This window comes from Rhodococcus sp. NPDC055112 (assembly GCF_053607505.1).
Window position 1 is genome coordinate 1 of record NZ_JBSGTR010000043.1, and the last position, 18506, is coordinate 18506.

The following is an 18506-nucleotide window of genomic DNA, read 5'->3' on the forward strand; positions in this document are numbered from 1 at the left end:
GTCGAAATCGACTGCGGGGCCTTGCCCTGTTCGGTGCCCTCGTCGATCCCGGCCGGGGTCAGCGCGGTGGCGGGAGCAGGGCCGTGAGAAAGCCGGTCGCGTCCCGGTCCGCGGCGGGGACGACGCTCCGGTGGTCCGTGCCGGGATAGACCTTGAACTGGAAGTCGGCCCCGCCCGCTGCGAGTTGCAGTTGCAGGGCGACGCTCACCGGGATGGGGACCGTCAGGTCGTCGGTTCCGTGCACGATCATGATCGGCCGCTCCCAGCCGGTGGTGGGCACGGCCATGTAGTCCTGAAGTGCGTTGACGACGGCCGGATCGAGCAACGGCCTGGCGAACAGCGCGCCCACCGATCTTCCCCTCAGCATGCCGAGGTCGTCGCCGCATCCGAGCTCAGCCGATGCCATCGCGCGCGCCCCGAACTCGCTGAGGTAGCCGGGTATCCCGAGGTCCGGACGGGCGGAGTTCAGGCCCGCGAGGATGTACACGAGGTAGGTGCTCGCGCCCTGCAGGACGTCGAGGGCCGGAACGTAGGGTCCGGCCACGGCCAGCAGGTTCTCCACGTTCGATTCGGGTGCGTAGGACAGGGTTCCGCGGAGATCGAGCTCCGGGGCGTACTCGCCTGCCATGTGTCCCGCGAAGAGCGCGGCCTGCCCTCCCTGGGAGTGCCCGACGGACACCCAGGACGTCGAGAGGTCGGGCCGAAGGTTGCGCCCGGCGCGAACGACGTCGATCGCGGCCTGCCCCTCGGCGCGACCGGCCAGGTACTGGTGGAGGCCGGGTGAGCCGAGGCCGATGTAGTCGGTGGCGACCACGGCGTATCCCCGGCGAAGGTAGTCGAGCAGCAGCTGCGTCGTGGTGAGGCTCCCGGTCACGCTCGGCGCGCACTGGTCGCCGATCCCGGTGGTGCCGTGCGACCAGGACACGACGGGCCAGCCGCCCTCGGGCGCGGTGCCCTGGGGGACGAAGACCTGCCCGGTGCTGACGGTGGGCCTGCCGTCCTGCCCGGTCGTGTTGTAGGTCACCAGGTATCCCTCGGCCGCGCCGTCGATCAGGTCGCCGCTCGGAAGGGCGGACGAGCTCACGATCGTTCCTGGAGCGGACGGGGGAGCCGTGGCGCGAGCCGTGGGGACGCAGGCGCCGACCGCGATGAGTCCGGATGCGATGACCGATATCGACCGACCGAAGTGCATTGGCCGGACGCTATCAGCGCCGAGTCGTCAACGGGGGAGCCACGAATCGCACCTGATCGCTGGTCGCCGACCTCAGCAGTTGCTCGGCGCGGGCTGACCGGCGAACCTGCCGTCGAGCCAACCGAGGACGCCGGGTAGCCCCTCGAGGCTGGCCGGGCCGTGGTCTGCTGGGAACACGGTGAACTGGACCGGCACCCCGGCCGCGCAGTACCGGCCGACGGTCGCCGCGATCGAATCCAGCGGGGCCAGCTGATCGCCGTTGCCGTGCCAGACGAACACCGGGGCACGGGGGACTCCTGGGTACATCATCAGACTGTTCTGGTCGAAGATCGCCCGCACCATCGGTGCGTTGATTCGGGCCGGATCGGCGGACACCTCCGCCGCGCTGTGGTTTGCCCCGGCGTCGATGATCTCCTGAGAGCAGGCGTTGGCGATCCGGTCGCGCAGCGCCAGGCCCGCGCCGGTGAGGCCGCTCGCCAACGGGATCGAGGACGGGTACTCGCGTTCGAGGCCGAGCGTGGCGGCGAAGCCGAGGCCGAACAGTGGGTGCGGCGCGGTCCCGAGCCCGTTCGCGAGCTCGCTGAGGTTCGCAGGGACGCCGCCTGCCGCGACGCCGACGATGGGGAGCTCGGGGGCGTAGGTCGGTGCGAGCGCGCCGGCCCAGCCGCTGGTCATCCCGCCGCCCGAGTAGCCGGCGAGTCCGACGGGGCTGTGCCCGAGCCTCGCCTCGGGCAGGTGCTGCACCGCCCGGATCCCGTCGAGGACGATCTGGCCTCCCAGCCTGGCGGCGCCGTACGCACTGGTCGGGCCGAGGTGATCGGGCAGCGCGATCGCCCATCCCCGCATCAGCGCGAGGTTCACCACCGGGGCCTCCTGGAGCTGCCCGTTGAACAGAGTGTGCGACGGTCCGCACCGGGTCCCGAGCGCATTGATGATCGCCTGGTAGGACAGCAGCGGCCGATCCACCCCGCCGCGCGGGACGAGGACGGTCGTGACGGCCGCAACCGGGTGGCCGGACGAGTTCGTGGAGCGGTAGGTGATCTGCCATCCGTCCGCGTTCCCGAACCGGGAGACGTCGACCGGTCTACTGCGGAGGATGTCGCCGTTCACCCTGGCGGCGAGGTCCGGTGGCGCCCAGTAGAACGGGTCGGGGTCGGGCGCGGGCATCATCGGCGGGGCCTGTGCGGCCGCATGCGGAGCGGTGATCGCAGGCGACAGGGCCAGCGCGAGCGCCGCCAGGAAGGCAGTAGCGGAATCTCTGAGTGTGACTCTCATCGAAACCTCCGACGAAGGGTGGGAGAAACCGAAGTCGCGGCCCAGGGCGCGGCCCCGTGCCAGAGTGATGCACTCCGCAGCATGTGGCTCACCGCCGTTCGTCAAGTACCCCCGCACTATGACGTAGCTCACACTAGCGAAGATCGGCGCGGTCTTTCGCGGTTATCGGCGCGACACCCGGATCGAGGGCATGCTGTGACGGTGGATGCTCTGCCGATGTTCCCGCTCGGGTCCGTGTTGCTACCCGGTGAACTGCTGCCGTTGCAGGTGTTCGAGCCGCGCTACCTCGAGATGGTCGAAGACCTGACCTCGTCCCCGGACCTGCGGCGATTCGGCGTGGTCCTCATCAGTCGCGGCCACGAGGTGGGTGGCGGCGACGAGCGCACCGACATCGGGACCGTGGCGCGGATCGTCGACTACGAGCGGGTGCAGGGCGGTCGACTGTTGCTCGGGTGCGTCGGCGAAAGCCGGATCCGGGTGCGCCGCTGGCTGCCGGACAACCCCTACCCGCGGGCGGACGTGGAACCGTGGCCCGACGAGGGCACGGACTACGGGTCGGACTCGATCGACGAGGTCGGCGCACTGGTGGACGAGCTCGGTGGGCTGCTGAGCCGGTCCCCGGCGGTGCGCGGCATCCCCGTGCCGGGGTTTCCCCGTTTGGACGAGTTGCCGGGTGAGATGGGCGACCGCGTCTACGCCCTCGCGGCCAGTCTCCCGCTCGTCGCGGTGGATCGGCTGAGGTTGCTGTCGGCGCCAGGGCCGAGCGAACGCCTGGCGGTCCTGGCCGAGGCCCTCGGCGACGTGATCGCCGCGGTGCGGTTCAGGCTGTCGGAGTAGATGATTCACATGCGAGGTGAAGGATCGCTTCTCGCGGTGGTCGCGCTCGGCGGCGGGATCGGTGCGCTCGCGAGATATGGCATCGCGCACGCGATGCCGACCAAGGAGATCCCGTGGGCGACGCTGATCACCAACGTGATCGGCTGCCTGCTGATCGGCATCCTGATGGTGCTCATCACCGAGGTCTGGACCGCGCACCGGCTGCTTCGGCCATTTCTCGGGGTCGGGGTGCTCGGCGGCTTCACCACCTTCTCGACCTATGCGGTCGAGGTGCGGGGCCTGCTCGCGTCCGGCAACTATCCGATCGCGTTCGGCTACCTCTTCGGGACGGTGATCGCGGCGCTCGCCGCCGTCCTGGTTGGGGTGTGGGGCGCACGGCTCGTCACCGGTGCCTTCGCCGGGAAAGGAAGCTGACATGTCTTACTCGCGCACGGAGATGCGGCTGTCGATCATCCTCGGGCAGGACGACCTCTGGCACCACAAGCCGAAGTATCAGGAGATCGTCAAGCGGGCCCGTGCCGCCGGGCTGGGCGGTGCCAGCGTGTGGCGGGGTGTCGAGGGATATGGCGCATCCGCGCACATCCACACCACGCGGCTGCTCGACCTGGCCGACGGGCTGCCGTTGCTGGTGGTCGCGGTCGACACCGAGGAGCGGATCCGCGGGTTCCTGGACGGCATCGGCGAACTGCTCACCGAGGCCACAGTGACCCTGGAAGGCGTCGAGCGGGTGCACTTCACCGAGGAACGACCGTGACGGTGGTGCTGGTCATCCTCGGCGGCATGGTCGGGGCGCCCGCCCGCTTCCTGCTCGACCGCGCCGTCGGTTCCCGCACCGACAGCGAGTTCCCGTGGGGCACCCTCACAGTGAACGTGATCGGGTCGCTGATCCTCGGCGCGCTGGTCGGCGCCGGCGCCGCGGCCGGTCATGGCAGTCCCGTGATGGCCCTGGTCGGCACCGGATTCTGTGGTGCCCTGACGACGTACAGCACCTTCGGCTACGAGACGGTCCGGCTCGTCGAAGACGGGGTGCGGCTGTACGCGCTCGCCAACGTCGTGGTCAGCGTCGTGGCGGGAATCGCGGCGGCGGCGCTCGGATTCGCGGGGGCACACGCGCTGTTCACGTGATCGAATGGCGCAGTGCCGTACTCGGAGACCGACATCAGGATGCCGATGACCCGCAGGCTCGTCGCGGGCGTGGGCTCCGCCGTCGCCACCACCGGCGGGCGGCGATCGTGGTGGCTGCTCGCGGCAGGCGCGGCCTTCCTGTGCTTTCCCGCGATCGGGGTCGCGAGTGAGGAAGTCGGGTACCTGGGTGATCTGAGCACGGTCCGATTGCTTGCGGTCAGCGTGTTCGGGGCTGCGGTGTTCGCGACGCTCGCGCTTCTTCCCGTACTGACACTGCGATTGGTCAAGCGTTCGACGTGATCCAATGGCGCTGACCGACAATCACCGACCGAGGAGGCGCGTCGTGGCGCACGATCGAGCAGGCACGCCCGCCCAGCCGCAGGATCTCGAGGACCTCGCGCAGCTGGTGACGGCCTATTACAGCCGCATTCCTGACCCGGAGAACCCTGACGAACGGGTCGCGTTCGGCACCTCGGGGCACCGCGGATCCAGCCTGGACGGCGCCTTCAACGAGGCACACATCCTCGCCACCACGCAGGCCATCGCCGAGTACCGGGCAAGTCAGTCGATCACCGGACCGCTGTTCCTCGGCCGCGACACCCACGCGCTCTCCGAGCCCGCCTGGACCAGCGCGCTCGAGGTCCTCGCGGCCAATGACGTTGTGGTGCTGATCGATTCCGGCGGACGCTACACGCCGACCCCCGCGGTCAGTCACGCGATCCTGCGGCACAACGCCTCCGGTCCGGCCGCACGGGCCGACGGCATCGTGGTGACGCCCTCGCACAACCCGCCACGCGACGGCGGCTTCAAGTACAACCCGCCGCACGGCGGGCCCGCAGACACCGCGGCCACCTCGGCGATCGAGGCGCGCGCGAACGAGCTGATCGCGGCAGGCCTCGCGGGGGTCAAGCGGGTCCCGCTGGCCGCGGCGCTCGCTGGCACGGCCCGCCCCTACGACTTCCTCGCCACGTACCTCGACGACCTGCCGAACGTGGTCGACCTCGACGCGGTCCGCGACGCAGGCATCCGGATCGGCGCCGATCCGCTCGGCGGTGCCAGCGTCGACTACTGGGGTGCGATCGCCGAGCGGCACCGCCTCGATCTGACTGTGGTGAACCCACTGGTGGACGCGACGTGGCGGTTCATGACCCTCGACACCGACGGCAAGATCCGGATGGACTGTTCGTCCCCGGACGCGATGGCCTCGCTGATCGGCGCGCGGAACCGGTTCGACATCGCCACCGGAAACGACGCGGACGCCGACCGGCACGGGATCGTCACCCCGGACGGCGGGTTGATGAACCCGAACCACTATCTCGCGGTGGCCATCGACTACCTGTACGCGAACCGGCCCGGCTGGGCGCCGGGCACCAAGGTCGGCAAGACCTTGGTGAGCTCGTCGATGATCGATCGGGTGGTGGCGGGTCTCGGCCGGGAGTTGGTGGAGGTGCCCGTCGGGTTCAAGTGGTTCGTGCCTGGCCTGCTGACGGGGGAGCTGGGCTTCGGCGGCGAGGAGAGCGCGGGGGCGTCGTTCCTGCGCACCGATGGCCGGGTGTGGACGACGGACAAGGACGGCATCATCATGGCGCTGCTGGCGTCCGAGATCACCGCCGTCACCGGGCGCTCGCCCGCGGCCAGGTACGCCGAGCTCGCGCAGCGGTACGGCAGCCCCGAGTACGCGCGGGTCGACGCGCCCGCCACCCGCGAGCAGAAGGCGGCGCTGGCGGCGTTGTCCTCGGAGCAGGTCACCGCGACCGAGCTGGCGGGCGAGTCGATCACCGCGACGCTCACCGCGGCGCCCGGCAACGGTGCGGCGCTCGGCGGGCTGAAGGTCTGCACGGAGAACGCCTGGTTCGCCGCGCGGCCGTCGGGCACCGAGGACAAGTACAAGATCTATGCCGAATCGTTCAGGGGCAGGGAGCATCTCGCGCAGGTGCAGGACGAGGCGCGGGAGCTGGTGTCCCGGGCGCTGGGCGCAGACGCCTGAGCTTTTCGCCGCTGGCTAGGATCGGTGGCAATCATGCACACCACCGCAAATAAGCTGCCACGCGAGATCTGGGTCCTGGTCTCGGCCAGCTTCGTCATCGCCCTCGGGTTCGGCATCGTCGCTCCTGCGCTGCCACAGTTTGCCCGCAGCTTCGACGTCGGGGTCACCGCGGCGACCGCCGTCATCAGCGTGTTCGCCCTCATGCGACTGCTGTTCGCGCCGCTCAGCGGGGCGCTGGTGCAGCGGCTGGGGGAGCGCCCGACGTACCTCACCGGGCTGTTGATCGTCGCCGTCTCGTCCGGTGCGGTGGCCTTCGCGCAGGGTTACTGGCAGCTGCTGCTGTTCCGGGCGATCGGCGGCATCGGGTCGACCATGTTCACCGTGTCCGCGCTGGGTCTGCTGATCCGGATCACGCCGCCGGGCATCCGCGGGCGGGTGTCGGGCCTCTATGCGACGTCCTTCCTGTTCGGCACCATCGGCGGGCCGCTGGTCGGCGGCGCACTCGCCGGCTTCGGGCTGCGCGCTCCGTTCCTGATCTACGCCGTCGCGCTGCTGATCGCGGCGGCGGTGGTGTACCTGAGTCTGCGCGAGTCCGCGCTGGCTGCACCGGATTCGGGCGGCCACGTCGTCACGATGACGCTGCGCGAGGCGCTGGCCTCGGCGACCTACCGCGCATCCCTTGTGTCGAACTTCGCCAACGGCTGGGTGTCATTCGGGGTACGGGTCGCGATGGTGCCCCTGTTCGTGGTCGAGGCGCTGGGGGAGGGCACCGCGCTGGCGGGCGTGGCGCTGACCGTGTATGCGATCGGCAACGCGCTGGTGCAGATCCCGGCGGGACGCCTGTCGGATCTGCGCGGCCGACGGCCGTTCGTGCTGGCCGGACTGGCGGTTGCCGGCGGGGCGACGATGTTCCTCGGGTACAGCGAGAATCTGCTGGTGTTCCTCGCGCTGTCGCTCGTCGCGGGCGTGGGGTCCGGGCTGATGAACCCGGCCCAGCAGGCCGCGGTCGCGGACGTGATCGGCTCGAAGGCCAGGGGCGGTCCGGTGTTGGCGACCTTCCAGATGGCCTCCGACGTCGGGGTGGTGGCCGGTCCGCTGGTCGCCGGGGTGTTGGCCCAGTACCTGTCCTACGGGGTGGCCTTCGCGGTCACCGGCGCGTTGATGCTGCTCCCGATCGCGTTCTGGCTGGTCGCGCCGCAAACCATCCCGCAGGCGTCAACCGGGGATGCCGACCCCGATCAGCGTGCCGACCAGGTAGGTGGCGGCGACGGCGATCACGCCGAAGGCGAGCTGTCGGAGCGCACCGCGGACCTTCGACTTCGCGGTGAAGCTCGCCGCGATCGCGCCGACGATCAGTAGGCCGATCCCGCCGACGGCCAGCCCGGCGACGAGTGACTCGAATCCGAGCAGGTACGGGATCAGCGGGATGATCGCGCCGACACAGAACATCAGGAACGAGGAACCGGCGGCCACCAGCGGTGAGGGCTTCTCGCTCGGGTTGACGCCGAGCTCGTGGGTGAGGTGGATGTTCACCGCGCGTGCGGAGTCGTTGTGTACCTCGGCGGCCGCGGTCTCAGCGGTCGCCTCGCTCATGCCCATCGCGGTGAAGGTCTCGACCAGTTCGGCCTGTTCGGCCTCGGGGTAGCGGGCCTGCGCGCGGGTCTCGACCTTCACCTCCGCCTCGATCTGTTCGTTCGCGGTGGAGACCGAGGCGAACTCGCCGAGGGCCATGGAGAAGGCGCCTGCCACCAGGCCTGCGACGCCGCTGAGGATAACGGTGTGCGCGTCGACCCCAGCGCCGCCGACGCCCGCGATCAGCGACGTGTTGGTGACCAGGCCGTCCATCGCGCCGAACGTCGCCGCCCGGAGCCAGCCGCCGGACACGTTCGAATGGGTGTGATCGAACTCATGGGGCAGCGCGTTCTCGATGGCGTCGGGGCCGGGCTGCGGCTCGCTCATATCGGTGAATCTACGCCGATCGGTACCGTGGGCCGGGTGTGGATTCGTATCGTCAGCTTGTTTGCCAGGATCGGGCTCGCCGCCGTCTGGTTGATCTCGGGAGTGCTCAAGGCCTCGGACCCGGCGGGGACGGTGATCGCCGTGCGCGCCTACCAGTTGCTGCCGGAGTCGCTGGTGCGGCCGATGGCGAACACGCTGCCGTTCCTGGAGATCGCGCTCGGACTGCTGCTGTTGATCGGCCTTGGGGTCCGGCTCGCGGCGATCGCGTCGGCGCTGCTGCTGGTGGTGCTGATCGGGGTGATCATCTCGGTGTGGGCCCGCGGGCTGTCCATCGACTGCGGTTGCTTCGGCGGCGGCGGGGCCGCGGATGTGGACGGCTGGGACTACGCCCTCGAGATCGCCCGCGACGTCGGGTTCCTTGCGCTGGCCGGTTGGCTTACCGTGTTCCCCCGCAGCCCGTTCGCGCTCGGGCCCGGATCGAGGCCCGCACTCTCAGTACGCGCTCAGCATGAGATGGCAGAGTAAAGCCACATTTGAATCTCGGAGCGAAGGACTGCATCTGTGAATGCGAAGAACAAGCCCGTCACCTCTCTGCAGCCGACGTCGAGTCGGTCGACGTACATCCTCGGTGGGTTGGCGGTCCTGGTGATCGCCGCGGTCGTGATCGGCGGGGTGATCTGGCAGAGCAACCGCAGCAAGCCGCGCAACGAGGGCTACGGGGCCGTGTCGAACTCGGCCGTCCAGGTGGCGGTGGTGGAGAACGGCGCCGTGCGGATCGGTCAGCCGGAGGCGACCACCACGATCGACGTCTTCGAGGATCCGATGTGCCCGTACTGCGCCGAGTTGGAGAACACGAACGGCCAGGAGCTCGCGCAGAAGGTCGACGAGGGCAAGGTCGCGGTGCGGTACCACATCCTCGACTTCCTCAACCGGCTCTCGGCCAGCGGTGACTACTCGACCCGCGCAGTGGCCGCGTCGATGTGCGTGGCGGAGAGCGGCGACGCGGTCGCGTACTCCAAGTTCCACGCGGCGCTGTTCTCGCCCGAGAACCAGCCCGCGGAGAACGGCTCCTCGGACCACTCCAACGCAGACCTGGCCAAGATCGCCAAGGACTCCGGCGCCAACGACGCCGCGGTGGCGTGCATCTCGGACGGCGCCAAGGTGAACGAGGCCGCCGCGGCGGCGCAGAAGGGCCGTGAGGCGCTCGCGGCCAGCGGTGCGGCAGGCACGCCGACGGTGATCGCGAACGGCACCATGATCGATGCCCTCGGCAATCCGAACTGGGTCGCCGAGCTGAACTGACACGGGTCGCGATCGGGTGGGCGGCGAGAGTGAGTCGCCCACCCCTCGCTTCTCCGAGTAGGCTTTGACCAGGCAATTTGTTGGCCGGAGTGGCAATGGTGTAACTTTCTTCGAGCACGGAGGAGCACGCACTCCGGTGCGGAGAAACAACCGAATACGGGGCTATGGCGCAGCTGGTAGCGCACCACACTGGCAGTGTGGGGGTCAGGGGTTCGAGTCCCCTTAGCTCCACCCATGACAAAACCCTCACCTCGCAACTTTGCGAGGTGAGGGTTTTGTCGTTGTTCAGCCGATCAGGAGCGACCTGGCGTGGCGCACCTCCGGTACTCCGATCGCTCTGGCGGCGAGCAGGAAGGCAGGCACGGCGAGGGCCGTGGCGGCCAGCAGTGTGATCGCCGCGGCCCCGCGGGGGTTGTCGATGAACCGATGGGACAGCCCGACGGACGCGACGCAGAACAGGCCGGCGACGACCGATGCCCACAGCACCCGGGTGAACGTCTCGAGCACGGCGTGGAAGCCGAGCAGGCCGTAGCGGCGTCGCAGTGCCCAGTGTCCGCACACGGCGCCGACGAGGTATGACAGGGAACTCGCGACAGGCAGCGTCACCACGACCACCTGACTCGGGAGGCTGGCCGCGCTCAACGCGACGACGGCGATCTTTGTCGCCACTATCGCGAGGTTGATCAGCGCCGGTGTCCGCATGTCGTTGCCCGCGTAGAAGACACGGAGCTGAAGCATGACAAGTGCGAACGGCGCGAGTCCGAACGCCGACAGCGCCAGCGAGATGCCGATGAGCCGCGCGGCGTCGACGTCGACCCGACCGATGAACATCACCGAGGTCAGCATCGGTCCCAGCAGGGTCATCGCGACGGCGGCCGGGACCAGTGCGACCACCGAGTACCTGGCGGCGCGCCCCATGTCGGTGATCAGTGCGCTGCGGTCGTCGTGGGCGACCGCCCTGGCGATGCGCGGGGTGAGCACGGTCAGCAGGGACACCCCGAGGATTCCGTACGGGACCTGGAACAACAGGTCTGCGCAGGTATAGGTCGAGAAGCCGCCGCGGCCGATGGCCACCCACAGCACGAACGTCACACCGACCTGGCTGATCGCGACGTAGGCCACGATCCAGCCGAGCAGGCCGGCCCCCACCCGCACCGGACGCCACGTGTAGGGCAGGGGCCGCACCCGCCAACTCCAACGGAATCCGGTCCGGTGCAGTGCCACCACCATCCACGCGGCCTGCCCGACGATCCCGGCTGTGGTGCCGATGCCCAGGACGAGCACCTGGGCGGTGGTCATCGAGGACGGCGTCAACGTCACCGGGCCGGGCACCATCACGAAGACGCCGACCGTGACGAGGACCATCACGTTGTTGACGACCGGCGCCCAGGCCGCGGGCGCGTAGCTGTCGCGGACGTTCAGGACCGCGGTCACCGTTGCCGCGAGGGCGTAGAAGAAGATCTCCGGGAGCAGCAGATACGCCAGCACGGTCGTCAACCGGGATTGGTCCGAATCCGACACCAGCGGCGCGACCAGCAGCGGGGCGCACAGCACCGCGACCACCGTCGCCGCGGCGGCGCCGATGAGGGTGGCCAGCAGCAGGCGCTGGGTGAACACGCGCGAATGGGCGCGCCCGCGCAACCGGGCCCGCGCGAGTACCGGCACGAACACGCTGCTCATCACCCCGCCGAGCAGAAGCTCGTAGACCATGTTCGGCAGGCTGTTCGCCCCGTTGTACGCATCGCCGACCATCGCGGTGCCCAGCACGGCTGCCAGCGCCAGGGTGCGGATGAAGCCCGTCGTGCGGCTTGCCACGGTCGCGGTGGCGACGGCACCGGTCGAGCGCGCCAGTGTGCTCTGAATATCCCCCATGCGACCATGGTGCCCCACCGCACGGCCCGTGCCCGGGGATCCCGGGCGCCAGGTCACGGAAACCCAACGGTTGTCCCGGATCCTCGCCCTCAGGCGCGACATCTGTTTCACTTGGTGCCGAATGTGACCTGAGTGACTGGTGTTACCTGTGTGGAAGGAGAGCGGTGCCGGCGGATCACCCGCAGCCGGCGCCCATCCCGAAGATGAAGATGACCACGATGATGGCCGGGCTGGCCGCCGCGACCCTGACCGCGATGGTGCTGCCCGCGGCGGCGCTGGCCGAACCAGCGGCCGACACCGCAGCCGAGACCCCGCTGACCGGCAGGACGGTCTTCCTCGATCCCGGCCACCAGGGCACGGCCCACACCGAGAACCTCTCCAGGCAGGTCGACGACGGCCGCGGGGGCAAGAAGGACTGCCAGACCACCGGCATGACCAGCCAGGGTGGTCTCGCCGAGCACACGATCAACTGGGACGTCTCGCAGCTGGTGAAGACCAGCCTGGAGACCCTTGGCGCCAAGGTCGTGCTCAGCCGTCAGGACGACTCCGGCTGGGGCGGGTGCGTGGACGATCGCGCCAGGGCGGCGAACGACTCGGGCGCGGACCTGGCGATCAGCATTCACGCGGACTCCACCACCGCGGAGGCGGACGCGAGCAGGCACGGGTTCCACATGATCATCCCGGAGCTGCCGGTGCCGGACCCGGCCGTCGACAAGGCGCAGTCCGGCAAGGGCCTCGAGGCCTCCCGCGCGATGCGCGACGTCTACGTCAAGAACGGCTTCACGCCCGCGAACTACGCCGGGGTCGTCGAGGGGTTGCAGACCCGCGGCGATGTGGCCGGTCCCGCGCTCACCACCGTCCCGCTGGTCTTCGTCGAGATGGGCAACGGATCCAACCCCGAGGACTCGGCCGTCCTCGACAGCCTCGACGGCCGACTCAAGCACGCGATCGCGATCACCACGGGCGCGGTCAACTTCCTGATGGAAGGCGGGACGGTCGCCTCGACGCCCGCCACGGGAACCGACGCAACCACGACCACCACCACGACCACGACGGCTGCGCCCACGACGACCGCGACGGCCGTCGCGCCGGCCGCGCCGTCCACGAAGACCACCACGAAGCCCGCACCCCCGAGCGCGACGACGACAACCGAGAAGGCGGCCCCGGCGGACGCAGGGATCAGCCAGGTGCTCGTGTTGCTGCAGCCACTGCTCGAACAGCTGGGCCTCGGCGGCTTCACCGGGCTGGCCACCGGTGAGAACCTGGGGCTGGTCTCGAATCTGCTGAGCGGGCTGCTCGAGGCGTTGACGGCGCAGGGCGCTCAGGGCTGAGCCCCCGAGAGGGGCGCACTCGACCCCGTTTCGACCGACCTAAGATGGGTGGCCGGTCGAGACGGGAGGTCGTGTGGCGAAGCGATTGATACCGGTGGTCCTGGTTGCGGGATTCCTCGGTGCAGGCAAGACCACCATGCTCAACCACCTGTTGCGCAACAACCGCGGCGTGCGGATCGGCGTCATCGTCAACGATTTCGGCGCCGTCAACATCGACTCGATGATGGTGGCCGGACAGGTCGATTCGATGGTCTCGCTGAGCAACGGCTGCCTGTGCTGCGCGGTGGACGTGAGCGAGATGGACTCGATGCTCGACCGGCTGGCCCATCCCCGCTCGGACATCGACGTGATCGTCGTCGAGGCCAGCGGGCTGGCGGAGCCGCGGAACATGGTCCGCCTCGTGCTCGGCAGTGAGAATCCACGCATCGTCTACGGCGGCCTGGTGGTGCTCGTCGACGCCGTGGAGTTCGAGGACACCAGGGTGGCCAACCCCGAACTGGATCTGCATCTGCGGATGGCGGACCTGTTGGTGCTCAACAAGACCGACCGGATCTCCGCACCCGACCTGGAATCGGTGCTCGCCCGCGTCGAGGACCTGGGTGGCCGGTCGCCGGTGCTGCCAACCGCGCACGGCCGCATCGATCCGAGGTTGCTGTTCGACGAGGTGGCCCGGGTCGACGACGGCCCGCGTCAGCTCGGTCTCGACGAACTGCTCGCCGATCCGCACGACCACGACTGTGACGGTCACGATCATCTGCACGACCGCTACGAGGCCGTGACGTTCACCAGCGACCGGCCGATGGATCCACGGGCCCTGACCCGGCTGCTCGAGGATCCGCCACCCGGCCTGTATCGCGTCAAAGGCTTTGTGTATTTCGGCATTCCGGGACACACCCAGCGGTACACGCTGCAGACCGTCGGCAGGCACATCCGGTTCGAGACGGGCCCATGGGGCAGGGGAGCGGCGCGCGTCACCGAGCTGGTGCTGATCGGTTCCGGCATCGACGCGGACGTGCTGCGCCGGCGCATCGACGATTGTGTCCGGGTACACGAAAGCGGTGCAGAGGCCATGACCGGCGTGCACCGCTACGTGGTGGAGAACTAGGACCTAGGGGCGCGTGGCGCGCCTGCGCCGCTGATTGCTGCCGCCGCCCTGCGAGCCACCGGATCCCGGCGTCTCGCTGCTGTACATCACGGTGGGCGTCCCGGAACCCTGGCCGCGCCCGCGGCCACCCGAGCCCCGACCGCCGCCGGTGGCAGCACCCTCGCCGCCGCGGCCCGTCCCGGAACCGGACTGCCCGCGGCCACGGCCGCCGCCCTGCGCTCCGCCGCCACGGGTGCCGCCCTGGCCGCCGCCGCTGCGAGCGCCGCCCTGAGCGCCGCCACGACGCTGACCGGCACCGGCTGCGCCGCCACGGCGACCGCCGCCGCCCTGGCCCTGCGGCTGGGTGGCGGGCTTGGGTGCCGGGATGACGTGCGGCGCGATCTCGCCGACCAGCGCGTTGACCGGATCGGAGTCCGCCGTCACCTGCTGCGGGGTCACCTTGATGGCGGCCTTGCGCATGAGGATGGCGAGGTCCTTGCGCTGCTCGGGCAGCACGACCGTCACGACGTCGCCTGCGCTGCCCGCGCGCGCGGTGCGGCCGGAGCGGTGCAGGTACGCCTTGTGCTCGGCGGGCGGGTCCACGTGCACGACCAGCTCCACGTCGTCGACGTGCACGCCGCGCGCCGCGACGTCGGTCGCGACCAGGACGCGGGCCTCGCCTGCGGAGAAGGCGGCCAGGTTGCGGTCGCGCGCGGCCTGCGACAGGTTGCCGTGCAGGTCCACCGAGGGGATACCGGCCTCGGTGAGCTGGCGGGCCAGCTTGCGGGCCTGGTGCTTGGTGCGCATGAACAGGATCCGGCGGCCGGTGCCCGACGCCAGCTTGTGCACGAGGTCCTTCTTGGCGTCGACGCCGTGCACGTCGAACACGTGATGCGTCATCGCCGCGACGGGCGAGTTGGCCTCGTCCACCGAGTGCAGCACCTCGTTGTGCAGGAAGCGCTTGACCAGCTTGTCCACGCCGTTGTCGAGGGTCGCGGAGAACAGCAGCCGCTGTCCCTGTGTCGGGGTGGCCGCGAGGATCCGCGTCACCACGGGCAGGAAGCCGAGGTCGGCCATGTGATCGGCCTCGTCGAGGACGGTGATCTCCACGGCGTCGAGGGAGACGAACTTCTGCTTCATCAGGTCCTCGAGGCGGCCGGGGCAGGCCACGACGATGTCGACGCCCGCCTTGAGGGCCTGCACCTGACGGTGCTGCGAGACGCCGCCGAAGATGGTGGTGACGCGCAGGTCGTAGGCGTTGGCGAGGGGCTCGAGCGTCGCGGTGATCTGGGTGGCGAGCTCGCGGGTCGGGGCCAGGACGAGGCCGAGCGGGCGGCCAGGGCGACGCTTGCCGCCCGCCAGGTCACCGGCCAGGCGGGCCACCATCGGGATGGAGAACGCGAGCGTCTTACCGCTGCCGGTCTTGCCTCGTCCGAGCACGTCGCGGCCGGCAAGGGTGTCCGGGAGGGTATCGACCTGGATCGGGAAGGGAGAGGTGATGCCGCCGTCGGCGAGCGCCCTCACGAGGGGTTCGCGCACGCCGAGGTCAGCAAAGGATTTCGTCATGTGGGTCGAGTGCCTTTCAGGCATCGGGTTGCACTGTTCGACGCACGGGGAATCGAAAGGATCCACACGCCTGTCAGCACAAGATGGCGAGATTGCCGGTGGGCAAAATCGATCGCCGTAAGAAGAGCTCGTGCTGGTTGCACCGATCAACGAGTTCGTTGAGGAAGCGTTCCACGACGTTTGGCGCGCGTACAGCCGCGCCAGGTGACACCAAGGATAGCCGACGATCGGACCGTTCCGACCGTCGGCTGCGTCACACCCGTCCCGCTAGAGCCCCACCCGCTGTGTGGTTTCCCACCCAGCTAAAGCCCCACCCATTCTGTGACGCCGTCCGCGAAGTGCTGCCGCTTCCAGATCGGCACCTCGGCCTTGATGCGTTCGACCAGCACCGAGCACGCCGCGAAGGCCTCCGCGCGGTGCGGCGCCGCGACCGCGGCGACCAGCGCCAGGTCCCCGACGACCAGGGGGCCGACCCGGTGCACGGCCGCGACCGGGAGCCCGGTCTCGGCGGACACCTGCTCGCAGCACTCGCGCAGGAAGCGCTGGGCGTCCGGGTGCGCCTGATACTCCAGCGCCGAGACCGACTGTCCGCCATCGTGGTTGCGCACCACGCCGCTGAACAGCACCACCGCGCCGTGCTCGGGTCCCGCGACCGCCGCGTCCACCGCGGCCTGATCGATGGGGTCGGTCGAGATCAAAGCGAGAAGCTCACGCATCGTGCATACCTCCACCCGCAACCTGCGCCAGCAGGTGTTCCAGGATCGGTTCGAGTACCGACATGCCGTCGCGGACACCGCCAGGTGAGCCCGGCAGGTTGACCACCACGGTGCGGCCGGACAACCCGGCCAGCCCGCGGCTGAGCGAGGCATAGGGGGTCTTCTCGGACCCCTTGCGGCGCATGGCCTCCGCGAGTCCTGGCAGCTCCCGGTCCAGCACGGCGCGAGTGGCCTCCGGGGTCTGGTCGGTGGGGGACGTGCCCGTTCCGCCGGTGGTCACCACGAGCGCTGGTGCACCGGTGAGCGCGTCGGCCAGCCCGGCGGCGATGTCGGCGTCGGCGTAAACCAGCGGGCCGCGCACCGAGAGGTCCTGCGCGGTCAGCCATTCCGCGAGCACCGGTCCGGTGGTGTCCTCCCGGGTTCCGCGGGCGCCCCCGGTGGAGGCGACCAGGACCACGGCGGATCGAGGTCCGGCCGTGGGGGTTTCGGTCTGGGGCTCGTCATCGGCTTCGGCGGCACCGGGGCGAACCCAGTGCCCGTGCTTGCCGCCCTCCTTGGTCAGCAAGCGCACACCGTTCATGGTGGCGGCGGGATCGACGGCCTTGACCATGTCGTGCAGCGTCAGCCCGGCCACGGCGACGGCGGTCAGTGCCTCCATCTCGACGCCGGTCTGTCCGGTGGTCTTGGCGGTGGCCTCGACCGTGATGGTGGTCTCGGTGAACCCGAACTCGATCTTCACCGAGGACAGCGAGAGTTGATGGCACAGCGGGATCAGCTCGGAGGTGCGTTTGGCACCCGCGATGCCCGCGATCCGGGCGGTCGAGAGCACGTCCGCCTTGGGCATGCCGTCGGCGCGGACAAGCGCGATCACCTCGGCGGTCGTCTGGAGTTCGCCGCCCGCTACCGCGATCCGGGTGGTGGTTGCCTTCGCGCTGACGTCGACCATGCGCGCGCGGCCCTCGCCGTCGAGGTGAGTCAGCTCGTTCGGTTCGTCATTCACAGTGGCCACACCCGCACGTTGTCTCCCGCCTTCATTGTCGTCACATTCTCGGGGATGTCGATCAGGACATCCGCGCGGGCCAGCGCCCCGACCAGGTGTGAGCCCGGCCCGGACTCGAGGGCGACGCCCCCGGCGACCCGTCGGCCGCGCAGGAACTGGCGTCGGCCGGGGATCGAGGTGATCGGCTCGGTCAGCACGAGTTCCTCCAGGGCGACGGCGGGTAGGCCCGCGGCCTTGCGCAGCAGCGGCTTCACGAACACCTCGAAGGAGACCATCGTGCTCACCGGGTTTCCCGGGAAGTTCAGCACCGGGACGCCGTCGATCTCGGCCAGGCCCTGCGGCCCGCCCGGCTGCATGGTGGTGTGCCCGAACCAGCCGCCCAGCGGCGTGAGCACCTCGCGCACCACCTCGAAGTCGCCCATCGACACCCCTCCCGAGGTGATCACCAGATCCGCGGAAGCGGTTGCGCGGCGCAGGATCTCACCGAACACGGCGAGATCGTCATCGCTGCGGTCCACGAACACCACGTCCGCGCCATTCGCCGTCAGGCTCGCGGCAAGGGCCACCGAGTTGGATTCGTAGATCTGGCCGGGCCGCAGCGGCTCGCCTGCGCGGACCAATTCGGCGCCGGTCGCGATGACCGCCGCCCGAGGGCGGCGGAGGACAGGGACGGTGGCGAGGCCGACCGCCGCGAACAGCGACAGGTGCCGTGCGCCGAGCGCGGTGCCCGCCGCGAGCAGCAGGTCGCCGGTCCCGACATCGGTGCCCGCCTCCCGGACGTACTCGCCTGCCCGGCGCGGCACCCGGATCGTCACCGTGTCTGCGGTGGCGTCGGTGTCCTCGACCGGGACGACGGCGTCCGCGCCCGCCGGGATCACGGCCCCGGTCATGATCCGGACCGCGCTGCCAGGGGCGAGCGGGGCAGGCTCGGCGGGACCCGCCGCGATGGTCCCGGTGACAGGCAGGGTCACCGGCACCCCGGTCAGCGAGGCGGCGGCGACCGCGAACCCGTCCATCTGGGAGTTGCGGAAGAGGGGGAGATCCAGCGGCGAGCGCACGTCGGCGCCCAGCACCCGTCCGAGTGCCTCGGTGACGGCGACGTCCTCGACGGTCGGCGCCAGCAGCGGTGCGAGGAGGCGCTGCACCTCGGCGGAGTGCTCCTCGACAGATCTGCTGGTCATGGCGTTTCCTGCGGCATGGGGCCAATCCTAGGCAGGCGCTCGGCGCGACGAGCAACCCGTGTTGGCCGCATACTGGTGT

18 protein-coding genes, 1 tRNA gene and 1 pseudogene are annotated in these 18506 nt (G+C 69.9%); 12 read left to right on the plus strand and 8 right to left on the minus strand.

Features of this window, described 5'->3' with window-relative positions; all coding sequences use genetic code 11:
• Window positions 1-58: 58 nt before the first annotated feature.
• Window positions 59-1084, minus strand: a complete 1026-nt coding sequence (locus ACWFRB_RS18140) for an alpha/beta fold hydrolase (protein ID WP_452642499.1) — start codon at window positions 1082-1084, stop codon at window positions 59-61.
• A gap of 180 nt (window positions 1085-1264) precedes the next feature.
• Complete coding sequence (locus ACWFRB_RS18145; protein WP_452642500.1) at window positions 1265-2467, minus strand: lipase family protein; 1203 nt, start codon at window positions 2465-2467, stop codon at window positions 1265-1267.
• Between the two features lie 201 nt (window positions 2468-2668).
• Between ACWFRB_RS18145 and ACWFRB_RS18150 the strand changes: the two genes are divergently transcribed.
• The 7 genes and pseudogenes from ACWFRB_RS18150 to ACWFRB_RS18180 form a co-directional block, all read left to right on the plus strand.
• The gene (locus ACWFRB_RS18150) at window positions 2669-3304 is read left to right on the plus strand and encodes an LON peptidase substrate-binding domain-containing protein (RefSeq protein WP_452642502.1); all 636 of its coding nucleotides are present in this window, start codon (window positions 2669-2671) and stop codon (window positions 3302-3304) included.
• Window positions 3305-3313: 9 nt separating this feature from the next.
• Window positions 3314-3718, plus strand: coding sequence for a fluoride efflux transporter CrcB (gene crcB, locus ACWFRB_RS18155; protein WP_452642504.1), 405 nt, complete (start codon window positions 3314-3316; stop codon window positions 3716-3718).
• A 1-nt stretch (window position 3719) separates the two neighbouring features.
• On the plus strand, window positions 3720-4058 hold the full coding sequence (locus ACWFRB_RS18160; protein WP_452642505.1) for a DUF190 domain-containing protein: 339 nt from the start codon (window positions 3720-3722) through the stop codon (window positions 4056-4058).
• Window positions 4055-4429: a fluoride efflux transporter CrcB gene (crcB, locus tag ACWFRB_RS18165; RefSeq protein WP_452642506.1), complete on the plus strand. Its 375-nt coding sequence runs from the start codon at window positions 4055-4057 to the stop codon at window positions 4427-4429. Before ACWFRB_RS18160 ends, crcB (ACWFRB_RS18165) begins: the two co-directional genes overlap by 4 nt.
• 12 nt (window positions 4430-4441) lie before the next feature.
• Window positions 4442-4729, plus strand: a complete 288-nt coding sequence (locus ACWFRB_RS18170) for a hypothetical protein (RefSeq protein WP_452642508.1) — start codon at window positions 4442-4444, stop codon at window positions 4727-4729.
• A gap of 43 nt (window positions 4730-4772) precedes the next feature.
• The gene (gene pgm / locus ACWFRB_RS18175; RefSeq protein WP_452642510.1) at window positions 4773-6416 is read left to right on the plus strand and encodes a phosphoglucomutase (alpha-D-glucose-1,6-bisphosphate-dependent); all 1644 of its coding nucleotides are present in this window, start codon (window positions 4773-4775) and stop codon (window positions 6414-6416) included.
• Window positions 6417-6449: 33 nt separating this feature from the next.
• Window positions 6450-7634: pseudogene (locus ACWFRB_RS18180) on the plus strand (MFS transporter); the annotation flags it as partial.
• Here the strand turns inward: ACWFRB_RS18180 and ACWFRB_RS18185 are convergent.
• On the minus strand, window positions 7632-8375 hold the full coding sequence (locus ACWFRB_RS18185) for a VIT1/CCC1 transporter family protein (RefSeq protein ID WP_452642512.1): 744 nt from the start codon (window positions 8373-8375) through the stop codon (window positions 7632-7634). The pseudogene ACWFRB_RS18180 and the gene ACWFRB_RS18185 overlap by 3 nt on opposite strands.
• 36 nt (window positions 8376-8411) lie before the next feature.
• On the opposite strand from ACWFRB_RS18185, the gene ACWFRB_RS18190 reads away from it, so the two are divergent.
• The 3 genes from ACWFRB_RS18190 to ACWFRB_RS18200 all read left to right on the plus strand — a co-directional run bounded on the left by ACWFRB_RS18190 (window position 8412) and on the right by ACWFRB_RS18200 (window position 9908).
• Window positions 8412-8900 (plus strand): MauE/DoxX family redox-associated membrane protein, encoded by a 489-nt coding sequence (locus ACWFRB_RS18190; protein WP_452642513.1) that lies wholly within the window; start codon window positions 8412-8414, stop codon window positions 8898-8900.
• A 36-nt stretch (window positions 8901-8936) separates the two neighbouring features.
• Window positions 8937-9677, plus strand: a complete 741-nt coding sequence (locus tag ACWFRB_RS18195) for a DsbA family protein (RefSeq protein WP_452642514.1) — start codon at window positions 8937-8939, stop codon at window positions 9675-9677.
• A gap of 158 nt (window positions 9678-9835) precedes the next feature.
• Window positions 9836-9908, plus strand: a tRNA-Ala gene (locus tag ACWFRB_RS18200).
• 54 nt (window positions 9909-9962) lie between these two features.
• Here the strand turns inward: ACWFRB_RS18200 and murJ are convergent.
• A complete protein-coding gene (gene murJ / locus ACWFRB_RS18205; protein ID WP_452642516.1) occupies window positions 9963-11549 on the minus strand; it encodes a murein biosynthesis integral membrane protein MurJ in 1587 nt (528 codons plus the stop codon).
• A 203-nt stretch (window positions 11550-11752) separates the two neighbouring features.
• Here murJ and ACWFRB_RS18210 point away from each other — a divergent pair, with 203 nt between their 5' ends.
• Both ACWFRB_RS18210 and ACWFRB_RS18215 read left to right on the plus strand, forming a co-directional pair.
• The gene (locus ACWFRB_RS18210; protein ID WP_452642562.1) at window positions 11753-12880 is read left to right on the plus strand and encodes an N-acetylmuramoyl-L-alanine amidase; all 1128 of its coding nucleotides are present in this window, start codon (window positions 11753-11755) and stop codon (window positions 12878-12880) included.
• A 73-nt stretch (window positions 12881-12953) separates the two neighbouring features.
• Entirely contained in the window at window positions 12954-13985 is a 1032-nt protein-coding gene (locus ACWFRB_RS18215) for a CobW family GTP-binding protein (RefSeq protein WP_452642517.1), read from the plus strand.
• A gap of 3 nt (window positions 13986-13988) precedes the next feature.
• Here the strand turns inward: ACWFRB_RS18215 and ACWFRB_RS18220 are convergent, their stop codons facing one another.
• The 4 genes from ACWFRB_RS18220 to ACWFRB_RS18235 form a co-directional block, all read right to left on the minus strand.
• On the minus strand, window positions 13989-15530 hold the full coding sequence (locus ACWFRB_RS18220) for a DEAD/DEAH box helicase (protein WP_452642519.1): 1542 nt from the start codon (window positions 15528-15530) through the stop codon (window positions 13989-13991).
• 302 nt (window positions 15531-15832) lie between these two features.
• Window positions 15833-16246 (minus strand): molybdenum cofactor biosynthesis protein MoaE, encoded by a 414-nt coding sequence (locus ACWFRB_RS18225; RefSeq protein ID WP_452642521.1) that lies wholly within the window; start codon window positions 16244-16246, stop codon window positions 15833-15835.
• Window positions 16239-17246, minus strand: coding sequence for a bifunctional molybdenum cofactor biosynthesis protein MoaC/MoaB (moaCB, locus tag ACWFRB_RS18230; protein ID WP_452642563.1), 1008 nt, complete (start codon window positions 17244-17246; stop codon window positions 16239-16241). Before moaCB ends, ACWFRB_RS18225 begins: the two co-directional genes overlap by 8 nt.
• Window positions 17243-18427: a molybdopterin molybdotransferase MoeA gene (locus tag ACWFRB_RS18235; protein ID WP_452642522.1), complete on the minus strand. Its 1185-nt coding sequence runs from the start codon at window positions 18425-18427 to the stop codon at window positions 17243-17245. Before ACWFRB_RS18235 ends, moaCB begins: the two co-directional genes overlap by 4 nt.
• Window positions 18428-18506: the final 79 nt, after the last annotated feature.